Source organism: Planctomycetaceae bacterium (assembly GCA_041398825.1).
Lineage (GTDB): Bacteria > Planctomycetota > Planctomycetia > Planctomycetales > Planctomycetaceae > F1-80-MAGs062.
On sequence record JAWKTX010000011.1, the window covers coordinates 40,445 to 67,388 of the forward strand.

Here is a 26,944-nt window from a genome sequence, read left to right on the forward strand (position 1 = left end):
TGCCAACGGGGGCAGAGAACTCTAGCCGTTTTACAGTGAGAAGGCCTGTACGACTGAAGAAACACGACGATTTTCTCATTCAACGTCGTTTCACTCGCGAGTGATCGTTTCGTCCAGGTTCAAAAGAAGGCTGGCTACCGTCATCCATGTGGCCCATTCGTCAGCGATCTCCGGGGGCTCAACTGCAGCGTCTGCGACGTCAACTGCCGATGCACCAGAAGCCTGGAATTCTCCTGATGCAAGGATTCCAGCCGGCATGTCGCCCACTTCAATCAGCCGCTGTGCTTCGCCGGGGGATTTTTTGAATCCCTCGCGCACTGTCTCAAGTGTTGTTTGAAGTGTCGACAATTCATCGGCAACCAGCGATCGCCCCAAAATCCGCTCTGCGAGATTATTCAGGCGTTCCGATGCAGCCGAATCGATATTCAAAGCGTGAAGTCCCAGCATCCTGGCTGCTTCGAGACCCGTCGCATCATTCAGCAGTGTTAATGCCTGAAGCGGCGTATTCGTCTGGCGACGTCCGACTTCACACACACGTCGCTGGGCACTGTCAAATAAGAACGTGGGAGCGCTTGAACGCCGCCAAAAGGCGTAAATCGTTCGTCGGTATTGAGCTGCACCTACACTTGGAAGGTAGGTGAAGCGCCCCATGAAGATTTCCTGCCAGACACCATTGGGCTGATGGGGCATGACCGGAGGTCCACCAACGGCTTCATTCAGAAGTCCGCTGTAACTCAGCGCTGCATCGCGAATCATCCACGCAGGCAGGCGAAATCGCGTCTGCCGTGCGAGCAGTCGGTTTTCCGGATCTCGTTCTTTCAGGGAGTCTGAAAGATCGCTGCTCTGTTGATACGTCTGGCTGGACACAATCAACCGTATGAGATTATGGAGATTCCAGTCGTGTTCCATGAGTTCAACGGCCAGCCAGTCCAGTAACTCCGGATGGGTCGGACGTTCCCCCTGAAGGCCAAAGTCATCAGGAGTTCGCGCAGACCGTAACCGAACAGCATTTGCCAGAGATGATTCACTACCACTCTTGCTGTCAGCGGGTTTTGCCGTGAGACAATCCATCTGCCCAGTTCGAGCCGTGAAAGTTCAGCCGCTGAGTTTCCAGCAGCATTGGTATCGGACGGATGAACCTGAAAGACGTCCGGAAATCCCGCCGCAACTTCATCCGCATGGGCATCCCAGACGCCACGATTCAGCACGAATGTTTTTCGCTTTTTCTCTCGCTCCGCCAGCACCATAACGTTCAGCGATTCGCTGGCCTTCCTGCATTCCGCGAGTTGTTGATCGGCTCGTTCCGCAAGTGAAACATAGTGTTGATAATGCGCATGGTCGCTCAGATACTGAGCCAGGAGGCGATCACGAAGTTGAGGAGAAATCTCTGAGCTGTCAGAAGGTTTCAGCCGTGCGAGTTCTGCCAGAGGCATTTCATTCAGACTTCGAACTGCTGCGCCTGGTTGATCCGAGACAGAAACGCGAAACCTGCCAATATTGGCATCACCATCAGTCGATCTTTGCAGCATGACAAAGACCAGCTCTGCGTCGGCTGGAATCTCAAGTGGCTGTTTCAGTGCGAAGACTGCTGTTTGCGGGTTTCGAATTTCGTCTGCATCGACCATCCATCCATTGCGGGGGTCGTCATCCAGCGTATCTTTCACTCGTCCATATGCCCGACCTTTCGCCGGAATTTCATGGGTGGCCACCGCATTGTCAAATTCGACATCTGTCAACTGGTTACTGCCCATTCGGCGAATCTGGAGCTTGACATCCGTCAGGATGAACTGACCAGTGGAACCTCTCGATAATGTTCCGCGTTTTGAGTTCTCCGGGAAAACTTCCAGGCGGATGCCTGTTACGCGACGCAAATCGGTCCGGCCGATGATTCGGTAGTCGTCCTGGAAAGGGTTTGGTCCAGTGGCCTCAACGATCGATTCACCAGCGAGCCTCAGCAATGAACCTTCAGTGCTATCAAGGGCCTGAGGATGCAATGCGTGCCACGGGACAAAACTATCCTGCCGAACGGAATCGATTTGCAACTCCAGCCAGGATTCAAACTGCTTTAATGCTTTCTGTCGCGCTTCCTGTTCCCATCGCCGGCGTTCATCTGCGATCCCGGCTGCCTCTGAAACAGCTCGATCGGCATACGGCGATTTGTACTTCATAAATGGCTTCGCACCGCCGCCGGCTTTGCCATCTTCGTCGATACTGTTGAAGAAAGCGGAAAGCCTGTAATAGTCATGTTGAGACACGGGGTCGAATTTGTGGGAATGGCACTGACAGCAGCCAAGGGTGAGCCCGAGCCAAACGGTCCCGATGGTATTCGTCCGGTCGATGACGTAATCGACGCGACTTTCTTCCGGATCACGGCCCCCCTCGCCGTTTGTCATGTGATTTCGGTGAAAGCAGGTGGCCAGAATCTGTTCCGCTGTCGGACCTGGAAGCAAATCACCGGCGAACTGTTCGATCGTAAACTGATCGAAAGGCATATTCTGATTGAACGCACCGATGACCCAGTCGCGCCAGGGCCAGTTACTTCTCGTTGCATCGGCCTGGTAACCGTCTGTATCAGAATATCTTGCGGCATCCAGCCACCACATTGCCATTCGCTCGCCATAGTGCGGCGACTTCAGCAGCTCGTCAATGAATGCTTCTGTTGTGGTGCCATCGCTTAAATCTGCCCGCGGTGGCAATCCCGTCAAATCAAACGCCAGCCGACGCCGTAATACATGTGGGTCAGCCGGAGGCGAAAACGCAAGTCCTTCCCTGCGAAGTCGATCGCCAACGAAGGCATCAACCGGGTTCAAAGATTGCGGTCCCTGACCCTTGCGACCGGGCAATGCCGATTTTTGAGGTAATTCAAATGACCAGTGCTTTCCCCAGACGGCTCCCTGCTGAATCCATGTTTCAAGGATGCGAATCTCTTCTGCTGTCAGGGCTTTGCGATGCGAATCCGGCGGAGGCATCACGGTTGCTTCGTCGGTCGACCGAACTCGCTGAATCAGTTCGCTGCTTCGGGGATCGCCGACCCTGATCGCAGAGGTTCCCGCGCGATCTCTCAGTGCTTCATCGCGAACATCGAGTCGGAGATCTGCTTCCCGATGTGATTCATCGGGGCCGTGGCAGTGAAAACACCTGTCGGAAAGGATTGGCAGCACGTCCCGACCAAAGAGTATCTCTGCTGCATCATCCACAGCCCAGGCTGTTTCTGTCGCCGTGATAAGCACAAAGACCAGCCGAAAACATGCCAGAACAGTTTTCGCGACGCAGCCCACTGATTCGGCGGTCAGCAATTGCAAACGACCTTGCGTGTCTCCAGCCATTGCCTTGCCCTTTGATGAGTCATCGGCATGTGCGATGAATCGGTAGACAACAAATGAACGTCAGGCAATGCCGCAGGTGGCATCGTCTGACGTGAAATAACAACACCTCGGTTGTCAGTCTTTCTTCGACCTTGTAGTGGCAACGGATTTTGCGAGCGCTTCCTGAGCTTCCGAAAGAGCGGAATTTGGCTTCGATTCCCCCTGAACATCACCACGGATCCATTTGATTCCCGCAGTGATCGAATCCAGGAATCGCTGATCAGTCCATGTGGATTCGTTGTGGCCAAGATTGTTGAAGTAAACGTGACCTTCTCCCCATGGCTTCACCCAGGCAACCGGCACATGGTATGGCATGGAGGGGCTGCATTTCTCCATGTTCAGACTCATCAGAACCCGAACTTTTTCCGGCTGCCAGTTCTTGTACTGATAGATTTCATCTTTGATTGTAAATTCGGCGCCGAATGGCTTCATCGTGGGATGATCGGGTTCGTGAACTGTGATCGTCACCGTGTTACCGGCGTTCCACGGGTGACCGTTAAAAGTGCCGCCGACCATATCCCAATAGGGCTGAAAGTCACCATAGGTATCGGCGGCGGAGTGAAAGCCAATGAACCCGTGGCCTTTTTGTCGCAGCCAGTCGTTCAGGAAATAGTCCATGTCGGAGTCAGCGATCGGCAGTTTGCCGGTCGTGTAAAACATAACGATGTCGTAATTCTTCAGGTTCTCTTTTGTAAAATCAGCAGCGGTATCCTGAGTACAGTCGACGCTGAAGAGTTCTGTTTTTTCCCCGAGCTGAATCATTGAGATTTCTGCTGCGGCCAACTTGTCTGACGGGCGTTTGACAGAATCGTGAACAAACCCCTGGCTTTGCGTCACCATGAGTATCCGAGACTTTTCAGCCGCATGAATGGCATGATCAGGCAATACAGCAAGACTCAGGGTCAACAGTCCCAACAGCGTCTTCATCATCAGATTGCTCCCCTAGCAGTTCCATTTTTCCCCAGGCAAAACACTGCCGATACGTTTCGTCCCGGCGCTGGCCAAAATGATAGCAGTCACAGGATGGCGTTTCTTCTCTGATCTCCATGATTCCTGGCGACCTGATTTATTGTTCTGCAATCTGATGACTTGCAACGCCGTTTACCTTGCGATAAGTACCGGATTTAATCCGATTACATGTTGTGGTGGCAGACCACCGAATCCGGAACAGAGTTCCTTCTGACCCTATCAAGTAAGAGCCAAAAGATGAGTAGCCAGAGAATTGTGATGCGGACCGGCGAAGCCATGGTGGAAGACGAGCCGCACTGGTCAGCCGCCGAACCAGAGGTTGTGATCGGTGAGCTTGATGGCCCCGTCGGTACGGCCATCGCAACTCTCATGGGCGATCAGACTAAGGGGCATACGAAGGTCTTTGCGATCCTGGACTGCGATATTCAGGTGAAGCCCGTCACGGTCATGGTGAGCAAGGTGACCGTCGACAACGAAAAATATACCAACATTTTGATGGGGACGGTTCAGGCGGCCGTTGCCAACGGGGTTCTTGATGCGGTGCGCGCCGGCTTCATCCCGAAAGAAAAAGCCAATGACCTGGGTATTATCGTTTCAGTTTGGCTCGACCCCAGCGTCACTACAGAAGAGGTCGACTACGAAATCCTTTTCAGGACGCATCGCGCAGCGATGACCCGCGCCCTGGAAAAGGCCATGAGCAATGAGCCGACAATTGACTGGCTGCTGGAGAATCAGGACAGCATTGTGCACTGCTTCCACCAGATCGCACTGGATGGTGCTGTTTGATCGCGATCGAGTGCTGGCCGAATGGTCGCCGGTTCACCGATGATGTAGTCGCCGGACTATTCGGCCCAGCGTCGCGATCTCTCCAGTGCCTTTTGCCATCCGGCTCTCAGGTCTTCGACACGAGTCTTTTTCATTGACGGTTCAAACTCTCGATCGACCGCCCACTGGGAGGCGATTTCGTCACGTGACTTCCAGAAGCCGACAGCCAGGCCCGCCAGATAGGCGGCACCGAGTGCAGTTGTCTCCGAAACTTTCGGGCGTACAACTGGGACTCCCAGCATGTCCGCCTGGAACTGCATCAGGAGGTTATTTACCGCAGCTCCGCCGTCGACTCGCAGCGATTTAATCCTGATGCCCGCATCTGCTCGCATCGCGTCCAGAACGTCCGCCACCTGAAATGCAATCGACTCGAGGGCAGCTCTTGCCAAATGACCACCAGTGGCTCCGCGCGTCAGTCCTGCAATGATACCGCGAGCGTAAGGATCCCAGTGCGGAGCACCAAGGCCCGCAAACGCGGGCACCAGATAAACTCCGCCATTGTCTTCGACTTCCCCGGCCAGTTTTTCTACGTCCGAGGCTTTCCTGATGATTTTCAGGCCGTCACGAAGCCATTGAACAGCAGCACCGGCAATAAAAACACTCCCTTCCAGTGCGTACTCTGTTTGTTTGCCAACTTTCCACGCCACAGTAGACAGTAGATTGTTCTGCGAAGGCTTCGGCTTGTGCCCCGTGTTCATCAGCATGAAGCAACCCGTTCCAAAAGTATTCTTCACCATACCGGGTTTCGTACACATTTGGCCAAACAAGGCTGCGTGCTGATCGCCGGCGATACCTGCGATGGGAATCGGTCGGCCAAACCACTTGTCTTTTGTTTCACCATAGACTTCACTCGATGAACAAACGTTAGGCAAGACACTGCGAGGGACCTTCAGTGCCTTCAGCAGATCATCATCCCATTCACCGGTTTGAATGTTGAACATCAATGTTCGCGAGGCATTCGAAACATCCGTCGCATGAACGGCGCCGGCCTCTGGCGTGCCACCTGTTAAGTTCCAGAGCAACCAGCTATCGACCGTGCCAAACGCCAGATCCCCGGACTTCGCCAGCTTCGCTGCCTCAGGGACGTGCTCCATCATCCAGGCAACCTTGGTACCCGAGAAATAAGCATCAATCACGAGCCCCGTCCGTTCTCGAAATTCCGAGGCAAGCTTTCCGCGGCGAATGTGGTCGCACATTTCTGCCGTTCGACGATCCTGCCAAACGATGGCGTTGTGAATTGGTTTTCCGGTCCGTCGATTCCACAGAACAGCAGTTTCTCGCTGATTTGTTATTCCAATAGCGGCAATATCCGACGCTTTCAGACCAGCTTTCCGGATGGCCGCCTTCGCAACTGATAGTTGAGACTTCCAGATCTCCTCAGCGTCATGTTCCACCCAGCCTGGTTGTGGAAAGAACTGGGTGAATTCTTTTTGAGCTATGGAGACCACGGTTCCGGCGGCGGAGAAAACGATCGCCCTTGAACTTGTCGTGCCCTGGTCCAGTGAGAGAACAAAAGATGCCATGTCTTCAAACTCCTCGCCTGAAATTGAAGTGCCGTCCTGTACCAAATCGGGGCGTCGCAGGCCAAATGTTAAGAAAACCGACAGGCACAACGGAAGCGTACGGAAATACCCGTCATTCAGCGCCGCTCATTTGTGGAATTGTGTGACGCAATTGTTAACTTCCGGAACTAATCACGTGCCCTTTTAGAGATGGCTACCGGCGACTAGTACAATCTGGGGAGGCTGCGGCGGGCCGGGTGGGCTGCGAAATGTCTTTTGAACAGCCTCTGAAAAAGGTGATATCGTGTTTTGGGCCAGATCGCAGCTTTTCTGGAAGATCGTGGGGTTCTATGCCCTGCTGACCGGCTTGGCGCTGATTGCTCTGGTCGTAACGCTCAAGGCTCAGATGAGCGAGCACGCCGAGCTGAATCATCAAAAACTGGCTCATACAGTGCTGCAGCGGATTGCTGAGGAAATACAAAATTCACCGCCCGATCAGGTGTTGGGCAGCTGGAATCAATCCGTTGCTGTCCACGAATTCCGTATCTGGCTGGTGGACGATCGAGCCAGGTCGCTGATTGATCTTCCGGCGGATCATGATGTGCCGCAACTGCCTGTCACCATGTCTGCCGTCCGCGCTGCGTTTCGATCCGGAGATTCCGTCCGCTGGCTGCAGCCGCTGAATATCCATGAACGACAGCTGGTCATGTCGCTTCGATGCCAGCCACAGGGCTCGCCAGAATCTGTCTTGCTGCTTGTGGGAGGACTCCAGAAGCGGATGGAGGAGCTTGGCATCGTTCGCGATGCCGCATCACGCAGTGCTTTCTACACCTGGCTCATCGGCGTTCTCGTCGTTGCAGTCGTTGCAGCGGGTCTGGTTGTTCCATTGCGGGCTATGACCGAAAATCTGGGAACAGGCGTTGAACGGAGCCTGCGACAGGACATGCTGATGCGAATCTCCGATCGTCACGACGAACTTGGAACCGTCGCGCAGTCACTGACGGAACTGGAAGAAGACCGTGAAGATCGCATCACGGAATTGCTGGAATCGGAAAAGCAATCGCGGACAACAGTGAACCTGCTGACCGCGGTTCTCGATTCCATGATTGAAGGCGTGATCGCAATCGACCATGACGAACGCATCCTTTTTCTGAATGCCGCCGCTCGAAGGCTTCTTGCGATTGGAAATGTCATCGGCGTCGGGCACCGGCTTTATGAGGCGGTGCGAATTCCAGCGATGCTTGAAACGATTGGAGAATCTCTTCGAGACGGTGAATTACAAACTCTCGAATTCCGAACCCCGCTGACCGGTGTTCACCTCGCGATGGTTGTTTGCCCCATACGTCGACCGCGTCAGGCGGGTGCCGTCGCAGTTGTCCGGGATGTCTCCGACCTCCGGCGGCTTGAGGCCATGCGCAGGGATTTCGTGAGCGGAGTGTCCCACGAACTCAAGACCCCACTGACCGTCATTCAGGCATGCACCGACACGCTGATCAACGGAGCAATGGATGACCCGATAGCAGCCAAACGATTTCTGACTCAGATTGAGGAGCAGTCTGAGCGTCTTCTGCAGCTCATCCTTGGCATGCTGCAGCTCGCGCGTGTTGAGTCGGGCAACGAAGTCTTTCAGTTCGAAGAAGTCAACCTGAATGAAGTCGTGAGAGAAGTGGTTGAAGGCATGCAGCCAGTTGCAGACTCGCGACAAATTCAGCTGCTGATTCCGGAAACCGGAGAGATGAATGTGACCAGCGACTGGCAGGCAGTGCGAACAATCATCAGCAATCTTGTCGATAATGCCATTAAGCACACTCCGGATGACGGCACCATTACGCTTCAGATCGAGCCAGATGGCACCAACGCACTTGTTATCGTTCGGGATACCGGAAGTGGGATACCATCCGAACACCTTCCACGTATCTTCGAACGATTTTATCGCGTAGACCGTGATCGCTCGCGAGACAGGGGCGGTACCGGCCTGGGTCTTGCGATCGTTAAGCACCTCTGCCAGCACCTGAGAGCACAGGTGTCCGTCAGCAGTGAACCGGGTCGCGGAACAGAATTCCGGGTCTCGTTTCCAGCCTGAGATTCATCGCGCGGTCGATGACTTAAGTGGCCGTTTCAAGGAGCTCCCGGAGAACGCACGGAACAACCGGGTTATCGCGACCAAGTGATTGACGAAGTTTTCCGGAACCGAAGATCCGGACTTTCTTGACGCAGTCGTCAAACTGTGTCCTGGCCATCGCATCCACGATGGGCGACACTTCTCGCAGAGGTCGATATGTGCGATCAGCCTCACTGAAGATGTCGACTCGGAATTCGACTTCGCGATGCAATGGCGGAGCATCAATGAGCACGTCGAGCCGACTAAGAGGCAGTCCGGTCTTTGCGGCGAGAGCTTCTGAAAGACGATCTGAAAATGCGGCCAGTCTCGGGTAAGACAATTGCCTCAATGATCGATACAGCTCTTCTTCGTGAAACACGCTGAATTCTGCCAGTCTCTTCAGAAGCTCGCGGCGATCCCCGAAGATCCCATCAGTCAGGCTCTGCACTTCGGTCCCCGAGGATTTCTCACAAAGCGTGCGGATTAACTCCGGTTCACGAAGTCGAAACAATGCCTCCAAATCCAGCTGGCCATGCAATTCATAAAATGACCGCGCGAACATTGTCGTTGCGGCTCGTACCGCGTGATGCCAATACACTTCGGTAAACATCACATAGCGAGCGAACACCATCATTTCTGCGGCGGTCTTGCCTTTTGACGTAATTGCAAGTCCGTCACCACTATCGTTTACGATCAGAGAGGCAATCAATCGATTCTTGTCGAAGTGTTTGCCGTAGGGTACGCCACAATGCTGACTGTCGCGTACCAGATAGTCCATCTTGTCGATGTCAATCGGCCCTGACAGGACGGACCGCATAAGCCTGTACTTTTGAGAGTTCGAGCGAGCGACCAGAACGTCGAGGATCTCATCCGGATCAATCCCCCAGCTCCTGCGCAGGACGCCTGCAAGCTCACTGGAGCTTCCCAGAAACTCGCGGGCAAAACTTTCATGTGGTGGCATGCCTGGGAGCGACATGTCTTCGATGGGATGACAGAAAGGCCAGTGCCCCACATCGTGCAGCAAAGCGGATACGATCAGAATCTCGGCGTCTCGAGGGCGGACAAATTCAGCAAATCGCTGGTCCCGTCCCAGTTGCCACAGATACTGCACGGCATTGTGGTAGACCCCCAGCGCGTGCTCAAAACGAGTGTGTGTGGCTCCCGGATAGACTCGTGATGTCAGTGCAAGCTGTGTGATGTACGACAGTCGATGAAACTCGGGCGTATCAACGATTTCACGAACGCGCCGTGTGAAAGGAACATCCTGTTCACTGGGAATGCGAATCACGCCAACGGAATCACCGGCTCGCGCGATTTCCGGTATGCTGGCATAGGGATGATTAACCACGAACAACAGCCTTATGTTCCGCCGAACTCATCTTCGTAGTCAGCCATGGCTGCAAGAATGACTTTCTCGGCATGAGCCCGATCGTAGATGTGGTCAATCGAGACCTGCTGAGTTGTGTCGCCGGGCATGACTTTGTAGGTCGTGAAATAGTGCCGTAGTCGCTGCACAATTGCCTGTGGCAATTCATCCAGGTCCTCGACATGTGACCAGATGTTATCCTGAGCCAGCACTCCAATGATCTTGTCGTCTGCTTCTCCGCCGTCAAGCATCGGCAGACCACCGATCACTCGCACATTGACGATCACTTCAGATTTTGTGATCGGACGCTCACTCAGAACACAAATATCCAGAGGGTCTCCGTCGCCCCGGCGCGCACGAGGCATCATTTCTGCCACGCGTGTGCCGCAATAGGTCTGAGGAATGAACCCGTAAAGCGCCGGTGGTTGCGATGACGTGCGCTGGGGGCGATCGACTCGCAAGTATCCCGTGACCTTGTCGACTTCATATTTCACGAGATCAAACGGAGAAATCTCAATGAAGGCATTGACCAGCCGGGGCGGATTTGGACCAACCTCCAGGCCATGCCAGGGATGGGGACGCCAGCGGAAGAACGGTTTTGGAAATGACATTGAAAGTGTAGTCCGGAATCTTGCTGGGTGGGTTGGGGCGGGCCTCGCAATCGAATCACAGTTGGCCCCAGGAACGGAATCTAGGGCAAGCCATGCTCCCTGTAAGCGCTGAAAGAGCGTGGGATTCTGATTTCGTCCCGATAAGAACAGATTTTCCAGTTCACCGCGTCGCTTAAGTCAGCGGATTCTGCAACTTGATTGCGATCGACCTCCAAAATCGCGTCTGAATCGAACCGCTCTCCAAAGCATGAATTCCGGGCGAGCATCCGGCGAACCGGAATCCGCAAAAATGGAATCCCCGTTTCTCCGGGGTGACGAGACGTTCGCCAGCGCCTACAGTCCCTGCAACGAGCGGCAACCCTCGCAGGTGAACGGAACGCTGCGACATGGCTCTAGTCGAGATCAATTTTTAAATCGATGCGGGAACAAATATGGAAACGCGGCCACTTGGGAAAACGGATCTGCAATTGCCAGTGCTGGGATTCGGCGCATCTTCGCTTGGGCAGGAATTTCGCAGTGTCAGGCTCGAAGAGGCAATGCAAAGTGTCCGTGTGGCCCTGGAAGTCGGTCTGAATTTCATCGACACGTCTCCATTTTACGGTCGAGGGATGAGCGAGGTGCTGCTTGGCATTGCGCTTCGGGACGTGCCGCGCGAGAGTTACACACTTTGCACAAAGCTGGGCCGTTACGATCTGCAACACTTCGATTTCAGTGCCAGACGGGTTGCCGAAAGTGTTGACGTCAGCCTGCATCGACTGGGAACCGATCACCTGGACATCATCCTGTGCCATGACATCGAATTTGTCCCGATGCAGCAAATTGTCGATGAAACGATTCCTGCCCTGTGGAAGATCCAGCAGGCTGGAAAAGTCCGATACATCGGCATCAGCGGATACCCCCAGAAGATCTTCCGCTTCATCTGTGACCAGGTGGATATCGACTGTGTGCTTTCTTACAACCAATACACTCTTCAGAACACTCGTTTCGTGGATGAGTCCGTACCGTACCTCAAAGAGAAGGGTGTTGGAGTCATGAGTGCGGGACCATTCAGCGCTCGCCTGCTGACCAACGCTCCTTTGCCAGCATGGCTGAAGGAACCAGAGGATGTGAAGGCGGCGGCTCGGGCCGCGGCAGAATTGTGTTCCAGAAATGGTGTCGATATCGCCCAGTTGGCTCTGCAGTTCTCCTGCCAGCATCCGGACATCGCCACCACCATCGCCGGCAGCGCAAACCCGGACAATATTCGAAAATGGGCGGAGTGGCTGGCGATGCCAATCGATCAGCAATTGCTGGGCGAAGTGCTGGCGATCTTTGAACCTGTCCGCAACATTGGGCATGTCGAAGGGCTCCCGGAAAACAACTGACGATTCCATTCGGATTCCCTCAGCGAGAAAGCTTCGCACGCCATCGCGGAGAATTCAACGCGAAGTAGATTCTTCGCGAAACGAATCGGTTGACCAGTGAATCCCTGACCATTCGCAATGGTACCGCACATCCATTGATTGAAATCCAGTAAGCCTCAGAAGAATTCCAATGACAGATCCGTTCCTCACAATTCCATCGTCCGACTGGCTCCGTGACTCATCTGCCGATCGCCTGACCGATCTCCTTCAGTTCCTGACGAACCAGGGGACATTTTCATTTCCAATTCTGCCGAATGGATTGTTCTCCGCGATTGGCAGCGAATCGGATGTTGCAGAGGTCACGGGCTACAGAAACGTCTGGTTGAGAGACAATATTCACATTGCGTGGGCACACTGGGCTGTGCAAAAAGATTCGTCCGTTCCCTCAGCATGTCTTCGCACGCTTCTGGAATTCTATTCTCGGCACGAACATCGATTTGATTCAATTATTGACCATCAGGCGGATGCCGATGAACCGATGAATCGTCCTCACATTCGTTTCAACGGCACAGATCTGAAAGAGCTGGATGAGAAATGGTCTCACGCTCAGAATGATGCCCTGGGATATTTACTCTGGCTCACATGTCGGCTGACAAATGAAGCGCAGTTTTCTCCCAAAGAAAGTGAATGGAACATTCTGGCAGACGTGGTCCATTATTTTGCTTCAGTGAAATACTGGCAGGATGAAGACAGTGGACACTGGGAAGAGGTCCGCAAGATTTCCGCTTCCAGTATCGGAACAGCACTCGCCGGACTCGTCGAACTAAAGACTCTTCTGGAGGCAACCGACGCAGCGGAGGCGATTTCCAACACCCGACGTGGTGTTCCAGCGGCTTTGCTGAATGAGCTCATTGCCAGGGGACGCACGGCGCTTGAATCGATCCTTCCGTTTGAGTGCATTCAGGAAGACCCGGCCAAACGACGGGAATTCGATGCGGCGTTGCTGTTTCTGATCTACCCGCTCAACATTGTCTCTGAATCTCAGGCAGATGAAATCCTGAATCGGGTCACTCACAACCTGCAGGGGCCCATTGGAATTCGTCGTTATCCCGGAGATTCTTACTGGTGCGCGGACTATAAAGAACTGCTGTCAGCGGATGCTCGAACGGCCGATTTCAGTGACAGTCTGGGGGCCAGAGACGCGCTGCTGAAGCCTGGCTTCGAGGCTCAGTGGTGCATCTTCGATCCGATTATCTCCTGCATCTATGGCGAGCGATTTCGGACCTCCGGTCGGACGGAGGATAAGCAAAAACAGATGGAGTATCTGCGTCGCTCTCTGGCACAATTGACGCCGGTTGGCAGTGAGTTTGGTGCGTTTCGTTGCCCGGAATCATATTTTTGCGAACGCGGAAACTGGATTCCGAATGATATCACCCCGCTGCTCTGGACTCAGGCAAATCTCTGGCAGGCGCTGATGCTGGCGGCGGATCAGTGATCGGCTGACAACTCAGGGGCTGACAGCTCAGGGGCTGACAACTGAGGGGCTGACAACTCAGGGGCTGACAACTCAGGGGCTGGGATCAATGGTTGAATCTGAACTCAGCGCTGGTCACCATGGCCCACGCCACGTGGTTCAGTGTTTTCGCGCTCATGTCTTTTTCCAGCATTGAAGATACGGCTGCGAATTCTTCCGAGGTTGCAGACCTCCCGAAGATCGTCCTGAAGAGGTGCTCAATCCGCTCCTCGTTTGACTGCATCTTCAACAGTGCCGAAGACAAATGATGCGGCTTTGTACTGGACCGAATAAACTCGTTGAGTGATTCGTTGTTGGAAAGGTACAAAGCTTCGCTCACACTGGTAATGCTTTGTTCCGGCATGACCGCAGGCATCTTGTCCCGGAGACTGTCCAGCAGTGTCATGTCATGATGAATTTCGCCCCTGATGGAAAGCTGAATGGACCGCGACAGCTGCTCTGCGGAAAGGGGCCGTTCGATGGCCCAGGAAAATGTAGCCGGGTCTTCGGCTCCGTTCGGTCTTTGTGATGACAACTGGTAAACCTGAGTGGAAACCAGGATTCGTACAAGTCTGCGAACGTCGTAATTCGAGTCGCGAAAGTCCTGTGCCAGATAGTCCAGGAGTTCCGGGTGCGATGGTGGATGGACACTATCCATCTGATCGAACGGATGCACGATTCCTCGCCCCATGAACATGGCCCAGGTCCGATTCACGAACGCGCGGGCAAGCTGCGGGTGTGGCAAAAGAATCTGTTCGACAAACTCCTGCCGACGTGAGAAACGGGGCACTCGTGGATCCCCCGCAATGCTGGGTTCCAAATACATTTCATCGCCATCGACCTGCGTTTCATCAGGCTTCGGACGATCTTCCTTGACGGTCGTTGACTGGAAGAAGGTCAACAGATTTGGGCTGCTGCTGCCTTCCAGATTTGCGAAGTCAGAAAATCCGCCAATAGCGGATTCCGCGACGCGGGGCCCGTCGTCTGTTTCAACGTTCCTGCCGCGATTGAAAAATGCGACGAGTCCCCAGTAATGCTGTTGCTCGATCTCCGTGGCTACCATGTGATCGTGGCACTGGGCACATTCGATTCGAAGACCGAGAAATGCCGGGGAAACGGCTTCAGCAATCTTTTGAAAGTCATCCTTCCGTTCATACAGGAACCAAACAGCTCCGCGGTCTTCCGGAGTTTGAGGTCGTGCGAGTAAAATCCGGGCGGCCATCTGGTTCCAGGGGTGATTCTGACGAATTTCGGTCTCAAGCCAGTCTCGCCAATGATACCTGACTCGGTCTTCGTAGCGACGGCGTGAGCCTCGCCCCATCAGCATCACATCAAGCATGTCTGCAAAATGATGGACGTAGTCTTCACTCTCGAGCAACGAATCAACCAGGTTTCGCCGTCGATTCTTCTCAGGAGCCATCAGGAACGTCTCACGCTCTGATCCTGTTGGAATACGGCCGGCAATGTCGAGGTAAACGCGACGCACAAATTCTGAATCAGAACAAATGTCCGCTGGAGTTACTCCGACGCGATGGCGTGCTTTTCTGATGTGTGCGTCAACAACCGAAGCAACGTCGTCCACTGCGTCAGTGGCAGCAGGCTCTGTGGCAGCAGGCTCTGAAATTGAATAGGCCTGAGCGGAAAGAAAACAGGCGAGGCAGAAAACGAGCAATCTTAAGTTGTGGTTGTTCAACATGGATGACCAGTTCCAAAACGCTGCCCACACGCGGCTGTTCGCGCATCGATCAGGATCGTGTCTGTTTCAGGCTCCCGCCCGGTTCAATTCTGGTGCGAGATAAATGGCAGACGCGGAAAACATCATTGATGACGAGCGGACACTAGCCGAGTGACCAGCCCTTGCGATATTCACGCGTGATGAAGCGGTCTGCCTCTGGAGCGTTCGTAGCCCGCATTTCGGCAGCGTCCCACTGCAGTGATTTGCCGGTACGGTATGCAACGTTGCCCAGATGATTGGCCTCCGTCAGCCAGCCTGCATATTCGAAATTGCAGGTTGTCGGGGCTCCTGTCTTGCAGGCGTGAATCCATTCCTGATGATGTCCCAAAGACGGTGGCAGGTACGGATCCGGGCGTTTGAAGTCAACAAACTTCTCCTCGGGCAGTAGGACATGCTTGCCGTAGTCCGCGAGGAGCATTCCGTTTTCCCCAATGAACAGTACGCCATTTCCCCACGCCGGAATCTGTCCTGTGCTCAGGATCTCGGGTCGGTTGGTTCCCTGGTACCAGGTGAGCGAGACCTGAGGCTGACTGCCCATCTCTTCGTATTCGTAGCGTACCTGCATCGATGCGGGCGCGATCTCTGAATTCACCGGTGGACCAGACGCTTCAATACGCGCTGGATATTTCAGGTTCAGTGCCCAGAACGGCAAATCGATCCAGTGGCTGCCGAGGTCGCTCATTGTTCCATTGCCAAAATCCCACCAGCGATACCATTTGGGGCCTGGAAAGTAGACGTTGCTGAAGGGACGTTCGAGTGCGGGACCGAGCCACAGATCCCAGTTCAGATTTGCAGGAATCGGGTCAGATGTCTTTGGGCGTTCCTGCACAAAGACGATGTCCTTGTGGGCATCCGCCTCTTCTTTCGTCGCGTGCCATCCCCATGCTCTCGAGACCCAGACATGACATTCGGTGACTTTGCCGATGGCTCCGGTCTGGATGAGTTCCACGACCCGTCGGTAGTTTTCACCAGCGTGAATCTGCGTTCCCATCTGCGTTGCAACCCCGGCGCGCCCGGCTGCTTCACGGATGATTCGGGCTTCGCGGACGTTATGAGTCAGCGGCTTTTCGCAATACACGTGCTTTCCAAGTTGCAGTGCAGGGAGGGTTGCAAAAGCGTGGGTGTGTTCGCAGGTGCTCACAACGACGGCATCGAATTCGTCAGGATGATCGAAAATGCGGCGGAAGTCGGTAGCCTTGCGGGCGGATGAATATGATTCGGCGGCTCGGTTCAGGTTGCTTTCATTGACATCGCACAAAGCCGTGATGTGTTCCGAAGAGACCGATTTCAGATTACTTCCACCACGTCCTCCGCAACCAATGACCGCAATCTTCAACTTGTCACCCGACTGAGCGAACACTGGTTGAGGAGCAGCGACAAAGAGTCCTGCAGCCATTGTCGCTGTCGTTCGAAGAAAATTTCGGCGACCAGAGTCATGGCTCAGAAGTGCGTTTGGGTTCTTCTGCTGATCGGACATCGTATTGGTCCTTCCATCTGCGTCAGGGAATGAAAAAGGCGGGCAGCATTGATTCGGCGGGCGGAGACGAAGTATCTCACCGGCAGTGTACCTGTCATCGTGGTGTCTGCAAAACGGTTTGCACTTTCCGCGACGCCGTTGGCATGGGACGTCAGTCCGGTACCTGGGTGGGGTGCATCAGGTAGGCAAACAGATCGCGAATCTCTGCAGTGGAGAGCTTTTCCAGAATTCCGTCCGGCATCGGTGAAAGGCTTGTCGTTCGCTTCTCATCAATTTCATCCTGCGGCAGCGTCAAACGTTCCGTTGTTGTCTGGATACTCAGACTCTGGCTGTTTTCCGATGCGATCAATCCATTCAGAATCCGACCGTTCTTCAATGCAATAACGGACATGCGGAAATCTTTTCCCACGACACCGCTGGGGTCGACAATGTTGTCAATGAGATAGTCGAGGTTACCCCGCTGAGCTCCGGTGAGATTAGGCCCAATCGTTGCGCCCTCTTCGTAAAGGCGGTGGCATTGCGAGCAGTGTTTGCGAAACAAGACGCGTCCCGCGGGGAGGTTGCCCGATGCCAGAATCTCAGGAGTCAGTTGCGAGCGGAGTTTATTCGCCGCCGCCTCTTTGTCGGCGGGAGTATCTCGGATCTCGCCCCAAACCTCGGCCAGCAGTCGGTTGATGCTGTTGTCGTCCAGGCTGCGAATCATTCGTGCGTCTGCCGGCGTGATGGCAGTGACAGAGATGGGCGCCCCCTCTTTCGCGGCCAGCAGGAGTTCACGTGCAAAACGCGCGCGGGATGTGAGGATCTGGATGACGCCCGGCCGGTCATCGGCTGGAAAACGACGGAAGTTTTCGATCAGCAAGCGGGCGATATTTGCATCGTCAAATCGCGCGAGAGCCTGAGCTGCGATCAGATTCGCGCCTCTGACCCTGATAAACGTTGAGCAAAAGTCACGCAGATCGTCAGGCTCGGCAGCAATCAGTGTTCGGAGTGCCGCATCGCGTGTCAGTTTATCGGCCGTTGTACTCATCGCAATGGCTTTGATTTCATTCAGCGCGCGGCCACTTCCGAAGACGATGTCCAGTCCGCGAAACAATTCGGGATCGTTGCGAGCGGCAGATGTTGTGGCAATATTTTCCCATGACGGTGGGCGGTCAACTTTACGCACGCCCTGAAATGAGTCTCGCAATCCCCGAAGAACGGCAAGCTGCAGAGGTTCCTCAAGGTCCGGGATGACTGCGATCAGGTCATCGAGCAGGGAGTCGAATGACGTGGCGCCAGAAGAAATCTTGTCCGGAATGACGGTTTCGGCTCCAGAGGTCGAAGCGGAATTCTGGCTATGACCCCGATTTCCAACCGCCGCCGATCCAATGCTTCTGGCAATCCACTGAGTAAGACGCGGCCATTTGGAATTCAGGACCAGCGGTACCAGTTCTGTCGGCCGTTCGTTTGCAACGGCCATCAATCCAAACCAAGTCAGGAACGGCAGGGAAGGATCATTTGCATAGGCCGGATGTTTCATGATTTCTGCGGCTAATGACGAACGGCGGTCAACGGGCAATCGTTGAAGAGTGGATGCCAGTGCAGACAGGACAAGTCCTGACTCTTCCGTTGACGCCATTTCGAGAAACCGGCTAATGATGGTGTCCATTGCGGCGTGTTCATTCGATCCGGGCTCCCATTGAATGGCGGGACGAAGTCCCGTGATCGTATCCAGCGGCCAAAAATCAGTGAGAAGACGAATCCCCCACACGCGCATGTGTTCGTCTTTTTCGTCCAGTAGTGACAGCATTTGTGATTGCGTCAATTGGTGATCTCGATAAGTCTGCCAGATAGATTTCAAACGTTCCGCTGTTTCATTTGGGGAAGCGGTTCGTTTTGGTGTGGTTGTCGCTGATGGCTGGCCATTCCATGCAATCCTGAATATTCGCCCACTCTGGCGATGCACACCGGTTTGTTCGTGGCATTCACCCGTGTCACTCCAGTCGATGACGTACGCGTTCCCGTCAGGGCCCGTTCGGATATCCATGCCCCGAAAGAAAGGGTCCTGACTGGCGAAAAAATCAGGCTCGTGTCGACCGACATAGCCAGCTCCCAGTCGTTCGAGACGTTCCACGTTGCATTGCCGACCATGCATGTTGAGAGTCAACAGCTTACCACGATATTCTTCGGGCCACTGCCTGCCCTGGTAAATCATCATGCCGATGTGTGCGTGACCACCGCCATGATCAGTCGCCTTGCCATCGCGACTTTTCGACCAGCCCAGTGAAGTATCAAAATGAAAGTGGTCGGCGATCATGTCCATTCGCTCGTAAACCAACGGATTCATGCTTTCGCCAAAAGACTCTTTGAAATGCGCTCCTGGCATCATATGCCAAAGGTGTCCGATGACTGTGTTGATGAAGAAGAGTTCGCCGAATTCGTCCCAGTCATGGCCCCAGGGATTTACCGTGCCGTGGCAAAGCACCTCTACCACTTTGCGCGTCGGATGGTATCGCCATATTCCGCCGTCAATCGGTACGCGTTGATCCTGCGGAGTACCCGGCTGGCCAATCCATCCCGGGCACGAATGGCCACACCGCCCATAGAGCCAGCCATCAGGGCCCCATCTCAGGCCATTGGCAAAGTTATGGTAGCTGTCCTGTCCAATCGTAAAGCCATCCAGCGCAACCTGAGCGGGACCGTCGGGCTTGCCGTCTTCATCGGTATCCGGGATAAACAGGAGTCGAGGTGGGCACATCAGCCATACGCCGCCGTGGCCGATTTCCACGCTTGTCAAAATCTGAACGTCATCTGTAAAAACGGTTCGCTGATCGGCACGACCATCATTGTTACTGTCTTCGAAAATCAACACACGGTCCCGCAGGGACAAGTCAAACCGCTGCTGTCGCTCTGCATACGTGTAATTTTCTGCGACCCAGATCCGTCCCCGCCGATCAAAGGCCATGGCAATCGGATTCTGCACCATGGGTTCGGATGCAAAGACCGACACCTGAAAACCGGCTGGAACGCTCAGCGAAGCAGCAGCCTTTTCCGCGGCCATCGGCTTCGCATTCCTGTCGCGTTCGCTGTTGTAAATTTCGGGGAAGTCATCGCTGATGGCTGCGCAAAGACTCTGAAACAATGCGATCAACAGCAGAAGCCTGCCGGCGATGGTTGCGTGAGAAAAGATTCTCCCTGAGGAAAATATCCGGCCAGCGAAGGTAGCAGACAAGAAGTTCACCTTTGGCGATTTTGTTTCGAGAGTTTAGCAGAACAGATTTGTCGTGATGACAGCTTCACTGCGGGTCAAGAATTCCGATTTCATGACCGTTCACAACGTCCAGCCGCTTTACACCGGTGAGTTTCCAGCGACCAGATTCTTTTTTCCATTGGGTTTCCCAGCGTGTCGCAACATTCTGGCCGTACCCGGAACTTCGCAGAATTGCCTGCCCATTGGCTCGCAGATGTGCGATCGCTTCGGTGTTTGACTCGTTCAGTTCGATGCGGACATCCTTGATATGAAAATCCGAATCCAGAGTCACCTGTTTCAGGCCCTCGGATGCAATTTGTCGAAGGTTTGGTGCATCGTCCGAGATTTGTCCGTGGATGGCAGGTTCGTCTCGTTTGATGAATGAATCCAGCATACTCTGCAGATCCTTTTCCAGCACTTCAGCTTCCGTCACAACACTACCTTCGAACCACCACAAGGATGCGGCCAGCAGAAAGAAGCCCACGGCTGCCATTCGACCTTTTGCGTCGAACAGGATCGCAGACATGATTCCGAGGGTTCCACAACCAACAATCAGGGGCCATGAATTCTCTGTTAGCCAACTCATCACAACCTCCTCATTCTTATTGTTGTCAGAACAGTACTGTTCAGCGTGCAGACAAAATCGTGGTACGGGCCACCTATGGTTGCATCGTCGGATGAAGAATCCTGGGAAGTTTGTTGCTTCCGGACATTATGGGTTCTCAGCTGCGTTTCAGGAAGAAAACAGCAGAGGCCCACTCTCATGGCACCCGCATGCGTCCGATGTAAGGAATCAGGGAGGTTTCAATTTCGTCTAATGATTCTTCAAATGCCGACTGAAACTCCAGGGATCGTTCATCAGGAGTGAGCTGTTTCAGCGGTTTCCGTTGGGAGATTGCCTTCATAAAGCGGTCCATGCCTTCCGGGTCTTTTCGGATCAGCCATGTCATCAGCGCCCAGCTTTCGGAGTAAGCCGCGGCTACCTGGTCGGCATTCTGAAATGGAGCGTCACTCGCAACCAACTGTTGTAACGGGAGGACGAGCCGTTCTCCGATGATTTGCGACCGGAATAACGGCTGATGGACAGGATTGACCTGCCCCGGGCGATTCCAGAGCAACGTTGATCGAACTGATGCCGGCTCAAACCACAACGACAAACCTTCCGAAAACCAAAGCGGATTGTCCGCCATTCGCACCTGAAGACCACTATTGAACGCCAATTGATGAACCGCTTCATGGACAACCGTTGAGACCTGACGCGGCATGCCGGAAAGTTTTTTGCGGATACTGCTGATGGAACTACGTTGGGGTTCGCCGGAAAGGTCGTGCATCAGAACCTGATTCTCCCGGACTGAGTAGTATCCGGGCGTGTCTTCAAACGACACGTCCGGGTGCTGTGTTTTTCCGAAAGCGACGAGTTCCTGATTTGTTGCAAGAATAATGATGGGCAACGGAGCCGTTGGCTGCACGATAAAGGGACGCGTCTCGTGCTCAAACAAATCAAAAAACTCGCCATGAACACGTTCGAGCAACTTCCCGCAGAATTCTGCATACTCCGGTGATGAATTGCTGCAGATCACGTAATGCGGGGTTTTGGTAATCCCGAACTCCGGGCCTGTGATTCCACGAAGATAGGCGGAGAGTTCGTCCGAATTGAAACGCGTGAATGGACTGTCAGAAACAGATTCCTGAATGATTGTCTCTGCCTTAACGATCCGGATTCGCCCGCTGCGTTCTTCGATAAGCAGACCGCCATCGGCAGCACGAACCAGAATTCGACCAGAAACAACGATTTCGCTTTCTGATTCGCGAATTGTCACGCTCAACGTGCCGGATTGCCCGGAACGCTCATCGCCAAAGACCGCAGAGGGACGCTGGACAGAGTCTTTCAGTTGCCCGGAGATTTGTTCGGTCGTGTTCAACAGGACGCAGACCCAAAAGAACACTACAATGCGCCGCCTGCGCGCGACGTTTGCAAATCGCGCAGGGTTTTGGAGATCAACCATTGTCTGAGTGCTCTTTCTCTCCGAGGAAGGGGCGAAACCAGCGAAACTGTTTCTACGCATATCCTACAGGCACAGCAGCCGTTAGAAACTCAGTAGCCGTTAGAAATACTCAATGAAAGAATCGCCAAATGGTGCGAACCAAATTTCTCTGTCTGGCCATCACACTTATGCAGGTTCTCTGCTTTTCCGGGGACACGGGAGCGGACGAGTCGGCGATAGCGGCAAGGGAACACCTGTTCCTGGAACCGAAAGTTCATGACCAGTGTTTGCAGGTTCTGAGATCCGGCCTGGCCGGTATCCATGGCGAAGACTTCTGGCCAGCGATCCATGCAGCCGAAGGTTTAACTCTCGGCGGCCATTCGTCCGAAGTCATTGAAACTCTGACTCCCCTTATGGAAACGGAAACCGATGACCAGCGGCGTTGTGGCCTGGCTCGTGAACTTGTGCGGGCCGGAGATGTCTTGCGGGACCGCGTTATGCTGAATATCCTGGCGGCAAACAATCCTCATGGACACACCCATGCAGCGGAAAGTCTCTATAAGGTGTACCGCCTGGGCAGTGGTGCTGCGATGCGGATGCGGTTTGAAACGACCACAGACCTGCGTTTGAAGTTGATGACGGCCGGCGCACTGGCTCGAGGCGGAAACCCGGAAGCGGTGGTATTTCTGCGCGAAATGCTGAACCACCGCGATCCTGAATTATGCAAAGTCGCTGCCTGGATTCTGGGAAGAATTGGCACCGTGGATGACATCCCACTGATCCAAAGTCAACTTTCCCGGCATGCCGATGAACTCACCACTGCGTACCTCAATCATTCGCTGGCCGCACTGGGCGATCCTTCCGGGCTCGCCGCCCTCGCAAAGAATCTTCAAAGCAGCGATCCGGCTGTTCGTACTTATGCCGCTACATTTGCCGGGGACGCATGGGCCACGCATCTGGCACCATTGCTGACTACGATGCTGAATGATCCGCACAAAGATGCCGCGATTCGCGCGGCTCAGTCATTGCTGCAGATGTCACGGGGCGAATCAGTCGCGGTGAATGAGGATGTGTCACGAATTGTCTTCGCAGCAACCGGGGAGCATCCACGAAATACAGAAGGGTCAGTGATCGAACTGGCGGATGGATCACTTCTGTTTGCTGCAACTCAGTTCGAAGACAGAGGAAGTGATTTCGACAGCGCAAAGATTGTTGCCAGTCGGTCCGGAGACGGAGGACGCACCTGGTCATTACCGACTATCCTGCAAGAGAATACCGGCGGGATGAACGTAATGAGCGTCACCTTGCGCAGGATTCAGAATCAATCCGCGAACCGAATCGCACTGTTTTATCTTCAGAAGAACGGACTGGACGATTTGGACATGTATGTTCGCTTTTCTGACGACGAAGCCCGAACGTTTGGTGCTCCGATTCTCGTAACCAGCGATCCTGGTTACCACGTGATCAACAATGATCGAGTACTTCAGCTGACCGGCGGTCGGCTGCTGGTGCCAGCGGCTTCCACTTCTGATGTGAAGTCGGTAAACCATTTTGTGAGTCATTGTTATCTCTCGGATGATGGCGGCGAAACATGGAGATCCCCTGTCAGCGATGGAGGCGATGGCAGATTTGTTGACGCGGCCAGACGAGGAGCGATGGAGCCGGATCTCGTGGAACTCCGGGACGGTCGCATCATGATGCTTGTTCGAACCCAGTTGGGGGACATTGGCCGAAGCTACTCGAGCGATCGGGGTGAAACGTGGTCGGAAATGGAATTGCTGGGATTGCGAGCACCCGAGGCCCCTTGCACCGTTCGGCGGATACCATCCACAGGTCATCTGATGCTGGTTTGGAACCATACCTGGCAGGAAGGTCAGGGCCATGGAGGCCGTCGAACCCCGCTAACGGTCGCATTGTCCAAAGATGAAGGCACAAACTGGTCAATTGCCTGCAACCTTGAGACCGACCCGGAACGTACCTTTTCCTACACAAGTCTGACCTTTATTCACCACCGAGCTGTCATGAGCTATTGGGACAATACCGGATCGCAATATTCATGTCGGTTTCGTTCTGTGCCAGTGAGTCGGTTCTATCGATCGGAATGAAATGGAATCTGCCGAGATCAGTTCAGAAGAAGTGGCATTGCGATACCTGGAGCAATTGCCCTGGCCACCCTACCCGTTTCAGGAACAGGCTATCCTGTCATGGTTTGAGAAGGACGATGGATTGCTCGTTTGCGCGCCGACGGGCAGCGGCAAAACGGTTGTTGCAGAAACGGCAATGTTCGAAGCATTGTTGACAGGACGCCGGGCCTATTACACAACGCCACTCATCGCGTTGACGGAGCAGAAGTTTTACGAATTGCGCGAGTCAGCGGTTCGCTGGGGCTTCAGTGCAGATGATGTCGGTCTGGTGACTGGAAACCGTCGAATCAACCCCGATGCTCGTTTGTTAGTTGTCGTCGCAGAAATTCTCCTCAATCGGTTATTGTCGCCTGAGGAATTTCCGTTCGACGACGTGTCTGCCGTTGTGATGGATGAATTTCACAGCTTCAACGACATTGAACGTGGTATTGTCTGGGAACTGTCGCTGGGAATTCTGCCGAAACACGTGCGAGTTCTGCTCATCAGCGCCACGGTCGGGAATGCGGCTGATTTTGTTGTCTGGCTCGCACGTCAGCATGGTCGTCGACTGCGATTACTGCAAAGCGAAGAACGCCGTGTCCCTCTTACCTTTACGTGGGTGGGGGACGAAATGCTTTCGGATCATCTGGAGAAAATGGCGGACGGCGAAGATGAGAATCGTTACACGCCGGCGCTCGTATTCTGTTTTAACAGAAACGAATGCTGGAGCGTTGCTGAGCAGCTGAAAGGCAAACGGCTTCTGGCGGATGGCCAGCAGAAACAGTTGCAAGCCGAGCTCGACCAGGTTGACTGGAGCATCGGGGCTGGTGGGAAGCTGAAGCAGATACTGATTCGAGGGGTTGGTATTCATCACGCCGGCTTGTTGCCCAAATACAGACGCATCATTGAAAAGCTGTTCCAGAAGAAACTTCTGTCGATTTGTGTCTGCACCGAAACACTGGCCGCCGGCATCAATCTTCCAGCCAGATCCGTCGTGATGACATCGCTGCTCAAGGGGCCGCCGGGCCGCATGAAAGTCATCGAGGCCAGTTCTGCTCATCAGATGTTCGGGCGCGCAGGACGCCCACAATTTGACAGTCGTGGCTTTGTTTTTGCCGTCGCACATGAAGATGACGTACGATTGTTTCGCTGGCAGGAAAAGTACGACGCGATTCCGGAAGACACCCGCGATCCTATGCTGATCAAGGCGAAAAAGAACCTGAAGAAGAAGATGCCCAAACGCAGGGAAGGTCAGCAATACTGGACAGAACGGCAATTTGAAGTTTTGCAGACCGCACCGCCAGCCAGACTTTCAAGTCGGGGCCGGTTTCCGTGGAGACTGCTGGCCTTCCTGATCAGAAAAACTGGCTCTGTAATGACGATGCAGGAAACGGTCCGGAAACGCCTGCTGGATTCTGATCAAAAAGACGATGCCGAGCGACTTCTGAAACGCATGCTGATTACGCTGGATGCCGCAGGCATGATTTCACTGGATCCTGTACCGCCGGGGCGAGCAGGCACCAGTGAATCCGGAGATGACAAATCGATGTCTGACCGACCATTTCATTCGGTCATTGCTGGCTCCGGTGGTGGTGCATCGCTGTTGCCGAAAGACGGGACTGTCTGGACTGCCACTCGATCTCGATGGACCACAGGAGAACAGGAAAAACTGGAAATCGGCGAAGTTCATGATTTCAGCAGCACTGCGTTGAGCGATGAGGAAGTGGATGCCTTTGGACTTGGGATTTTCGCAGATGACGACGCTGCTCAGGACGCCAATGAGAACACAGAAACGCTGAACGTCAGTGAGACAACGGAATCGGTTGAGCCCGCGAACGTCCTTCCGGCAGATTCAAACGCATCAATGACATCGCCAGTCGCGGCCGAAGCCGTTGAGAAGCAACCAACCACGACGGGGGAGTTACCAACGAGTGGAGGCGGTTTACTCGGGAAGTTGATTCAGGAAGCGATGGAAACTGGTCAGGCTTCGACGTCGGTTGCGAAGAAAAAGTCTCAGGCGACGGCATCCTCCGGCACTTCGTCAGGTCGTCTGGATGACGCAGGTTCACTCATCACTTACGAGCCGAAGCTCGCAATTCCAACCGATCAACTGCCATTGCTTTTTGCTTTTCGGAGCATCAACCCTTTGTACGGAATGTTTCTTGCGGAGCACATGCACCTCGCCAACTACGAAGAACGCCTGCAGTTGCTCGAAGCGGTTCTCGATATGCCAAGAAGTGTTTCCGGAATGGTGCGGGTTCCATTTCCGGATCAAATGCCACCAGGACCTCTGGCGTCAGACTATCTGAACCAAAAACTGATTTCGCGAGGGCTTGTCACTGTTGACGAACTGCAGGGGTTTCGCGACGAAGAGACGGGGCGTCGTATTCCGCCTCTCGTTCTGGGTGACAAAATGCGTCTGCTTTTTCGAAGCGAGTATCCAGGCGTGGATGACGTGTTCAGCACCAGCGTTTGGTGCGTGGGAGACTTGCTTCGTTACGGCGGGAACTTTGATCGCTATGTCCGGGCCAGGGAATTAACAAAGCAGGAAGGAGTGATCTTTCGCCACTGTCTTCGGCTGATCCTTCTCTGTGGCGAGTTCTCTCAGATTGAACCGCCGAATATTGATCCCGCGGAATGGCGAACAGACCTGGCCGAACTCGCCTCGATCCTCACGGATTCCTGTCGTGCAGTGGATCCCGACAGCACTGATGAGGTTGTCGAAGCCCTGCAGAACCAGACCCTGAATCCTGATCAGTTGTGATCGCGTGCGATGGTCCTGCACGCACGGCCAAAGGAT

At 54.1% G+C, this 26,944-nt stretch carries 17 protein-coding genes; 6 read left to right on the top strand and 11 right to left on the bottom strand.

The genetic code is table 11. The features are described 5' to 3' along the window. Nucleotides 1-90: 90 nt before the first annotated feature. The 3 genes from R3C20_19030 to R3C20_19040 all read right to left on the bottom strand — a co-directional run bounded on the left by R3C20_19030 (nt 91) and on the right by R3C20_19040 (nt 4,295). Nucleotides 91-933: a DUF1553 domain-containing protein gene (locus R3C20_19030; protein MEZ6042595.1), complete on the bottom strand. Its 843-nt coding sequence runs from the start codon at nt 931-933 to the stop codon at nt 91-93. After that, nucleotides 870-3,326, bottom strand: coding sequence for a DUF1549 domain-containing protein (locus R3C20_19035; GenBank protein ID MEZ6042596.1), 2,457 nt, complete (start codon nt 3,324-3,326; stop codon nt 870-872). The genes R3C20_19030 and R3C20_19035 overlap by 64 nt, the downstream gene beginning before the upstream one ends. 114 nt (nt 3,327-3,440) lie before the next feature. After that, on the bottom strand, nt 3,441-4,295 hold the full coding sequence (locus R3C20_19040; GenBank protein ID MEZ6042597.1) for a ThuA domain-containing protein: 855 nt from the start codon (nt 4,293-4,295) through the stop codon (nt 3,441-3,443). A 207-nt stretch (nt 4,296-4,502) separates the two neighbouring features. On the opposite strand from R3C20_19040, the gene fae reads away from it, so the two are divergent. Next, nucleotides 4,503-5,120 carry a formaldehyde-activating enzyme gene (gene fae, locus R3C20_19045; GenBank protein MEZ6042598.1) on the top strand — a complete coding sequence of 206 codons (618 nt, stop codon included), beginning with the start codon at nt 4,503-4,505 and terminating at the stop codon, nt 5,118-5,120. Between the two features lie 56 nt (nt 5,121-5,176). On the opposite strand, the gene glpK is transcribed toward fae, so the two are convergent. Continuing rightward, nucleotides 5,177-6,682 carry a glycerol kinase GlpK gene (gene glpK, locus R3C20_19050; protein ID MEZ6042599.1) on the bottom strand — a complete coding sequence of 502 codons (1,506 nt, stop codon included), beginning with the start codon at nt 6,680-6,682 and terminating at the stop codon, nt 5,177-5,179. 283 nt (nt 6,683-6,965) lie between these two features. Here glpK and R3C20_19055 point away from each other — a divergent pair, with 283 nt between their 5' ends. Then, nucleotides 6,966-8,744 carry an ATP-binding protein gene (locus R3C20_19055; GenBank protein MEZ6042600.1) on the top strand — a complete coding sequence of 593 codons (1,779 nt, stop codon included), beginning with the start codon at nt 6,966-6,968 and terminating at the stop codon, nt 8,742-8,744. Between the two features lie 22 nt (nt 8,745-8,766). Here the strand turns inward: R3C20_19055 and R3C20_19060 are convergent, their stop codons facing one another. Together R3C20_19060 and R3C20_19065 are read right to left on the bottom strand one after the other, a co-directional pair. Next, a complete protein-coding gene (locus R3C20_19060) occupies nt 8,767-10,110 on the bottom strand; it encodes an HD domain-containing protein (GenBank protein MEZ6042601.1) in 1,344 nt (447 codons plus the stop codon). 11 nt (nt 10,111-10,121) lie between these two features. After that, complete coding sequence (locus R3C20_19065) at nt 10,122-10,739, bottom strand: inorganic pyrophosphatase (GenBank protein MEZ6042602.1); 618 nt, start codon at nt 10,737-10,739, stop codon at nt 10,122-10,124. 431 nt (nt 10,740-11,170) lie between these two features. Here R3C20_19065 and R3C20_19070 point away from each other — a divergent pair, with 431 nt between their 5' ends. Together R3C20_19070 and R3C20_19075 are read left to right on the top strand one after the other, a co-directional pair. Further along, the gene (locus tag R3C20_19070; protein ID MEZ6042603.1) at nt 11,171-12,103 is read left to right on the top strand and encodes an aldo/keto reductase; all 933 of its coding nucleotides are present in this window, start codon (nt 11,171-11,173) and stop codon (nt 12,101-12,103) included. A 169-nt stretch (nt 12,104-12,272) separates the two neighbouring features. Then, entirely contained in the window at nt 12,273-13,577 is a 1,305-nt protein-coding gene (locus R3C20_19075) for a glycoside hydrolase family 15 protein (protein ID MEZ6042604.1), read from the top strand. An 85-nt stretch (nt 13,578-13,662) separates the two neighbouring features. Here R3C20_19075 and R3C20_19080 read toward each other — a convergent pair whose 3' ends face one another. From R3C20_19080 to R3C20_19100, 5 genes are all read right to left on the bottom strand, one after another. Further along, on the bottom strand, nt 13,663-15,291 hold the full coding sequence (locus tag R3C20_19080; protein MEZ6042605.1) for a DUF1549 domain-containing protein: 1,629 nt from the start codon (nt 15,289-15,291) through the stop codon (nt 13,663-13,665). A gap of 142 nt (nt 15,292-15,433) precedes the next feature. Continuing rightward, complete coding sequence (locus R3C20_19085; GenBank protein MEZ6042606.1) at nt 15,434-16,807, bottom strand: Gfo/Idh/MocA family oxidoreductase; 1,374 nt, start codon at nt 16,805-16,807, stop codon at nt 15,434-15,436. Between the two features lie 151 nt (nt 16,808-16,958). Continuing rightward, nucleotides 16,959-20,018 carry a c-type cytochrome gene (locus R3C20_19090; GenBank protein ID MEZ6042607.1) on the bottom strand — a complete coding sequence of 1,020 codons (3,060 nt, stop codon included), beginning with the start codon at nt 20,016-20,018 and terminating at the stop codon, nt 16,959-16,961. A gap of 64 nt (nt 20,019-20,082) precedes the next feature. After that, complete coding sequence (locus tag R3C20_19095; GenBank protein MEZ6042608.1) at nt 20,083-20,622, bottom strand: hypothetical protein; 540 nt, start codon at nt 20,620-20,622, stop codon at nt 20,083-20,085. Between the two features lie 175 nt (nt 20,623-20,797). Next, nucleotides 20,798-22,042, bottom strand: a complete 1,245-nt coding sequence (locus R3C20_19100) for a DUF1570 domain-containing protein (protein MEZ6042609.1) — start codon at nt 22,040-22,042, stop codon at nt 20,798-20,800. Nucleotides 22,043-22,170: 128 nt separating this feature from the next. On the opposite strand from R3C20_19100, the gene R3C20_19105 reads away from it, so the two are divergent. Continuing rightward, nucleotides 22,171-24,126, top strand: coding sequence for an exo-alpha-sialidase (locus tag R3C20_19105; GenBank protein ID MEZ6042610.1), 1,956 nt, complete (start codon nt 22,171-22,173; stop codon nt 24,124-24,126). A 1-nt stretch (nt 24,127) separates the two neighbouring features. Continuing rightward, a complete protein-coding gene (locus tag R3C20_19110) occupies nt 24,128-26,908 on the top strand; it encodes a DEAD/DEAH box helicase (protein ID MEZ6042611.1) in 2,781 nt (926 codons plus the stop codon). Nucleotides 26,909-26,944: the final 36 nt, after the last annotated feature.

What these genes read in the sequence shown, in the direction of transcription:
- R3C20_19035 (MEZ6042596.1), bottom strand. Translation starts at nt 3,326, where the DNA reads ATGGCTGGAGACACGCAAGGTCGTTTGCAATTGCTGACCGCCGAATCA.
- R3C20_19040 (MEZ6042597.1), bottom strand. Translation starts at nt 4,295, where the DNA reads ATGATGAAGACGCTGTTGGGACTGTTGACCCTGAGTCTTGCTGTATTG.
- fae (MEZ6042598.1), top strand. Translation starts at nt 4,503, where the DNA reads ATGTTGTGGTGGCAGACCACCGAATCCGGAACAGAGTTCCTTCTGACC.
- glpK (MEZ6042599.1), bottom strand. Translation starts at nt 6,682, where the DNA reads ATGGCATCTTTTGTTCTCTCACTGGACCAGGGCACGACAAGTTCAAGG.
- R3C20_19065 (MEZ6042602.1), bottom strand. Translation starts at nt 10,739, where the DNA reads ATGTCATTTCCAAAACCGTTCTTCCGCTGGCGTCCCCATCCCTGGCAT.
- R3C20_19070 (MEZ6042603.1), top strand. Translation starts at nt 11,171, where the DNA reads ATGGAAACGCGGCCACTTGGGAAAACGGATCTGCAATTGCCAGTGCTG.
- R3C20_19075 (MEZ6042604.1), top strand. Translation starts at nt 12,273, where the DNA reads ATGACAGATCCGTTCCTCACAATTCCATCGTCCGACTGGCTCCGTGAC.
- R3C20_19080 (MEZ6042605.1), bottom strand. Translation starts at nt 15,291, where the DNA reads ATGTTGAACAACCACAACTTAAGATTGCTCGTTTTCTGCCTCGCCTGT.
- R3C20_19085 (MEZ6042606.1), bottom strand. Translation starts at nt 16,807, where the DNA reads ATGTCCGATCAGCAGAAGAACCCAAACGCACTTCTGAGCCATGACTCT.
- R3C20_19095 (MEZ6042608.1), bottom strand. Translation starts at nt 20,622, where the DNA reads ATGAGTTGGCTAACAGAGAATTCATGGCCCCTGATTGTTGGTTGTGGA.
- R3C20_19100 (MEZ6042609.1), bottom strand. Translation starts at nt 22,042, where the DNA reads ATGGTTGATCTCCAAAACCCTGCGCGATTTGCAAACGTCGCGCGCAGG.
- R3C20_19105 (MEZ6042610.1), top strand. Translation starts at nt 22,171, where the DNA reads ATGGTGCGAACCAAATTTCTCTGTCTGGCCATCACACTTATGCAGGTT.
- R3C20_19110 (MEZ6042611.1), top strand. Translation starts at nt 24,128, where the DNA reads ATGGAATCTGCCGAGATCAGTTCAGAAGAAGTGGCATTGCGATACCTG.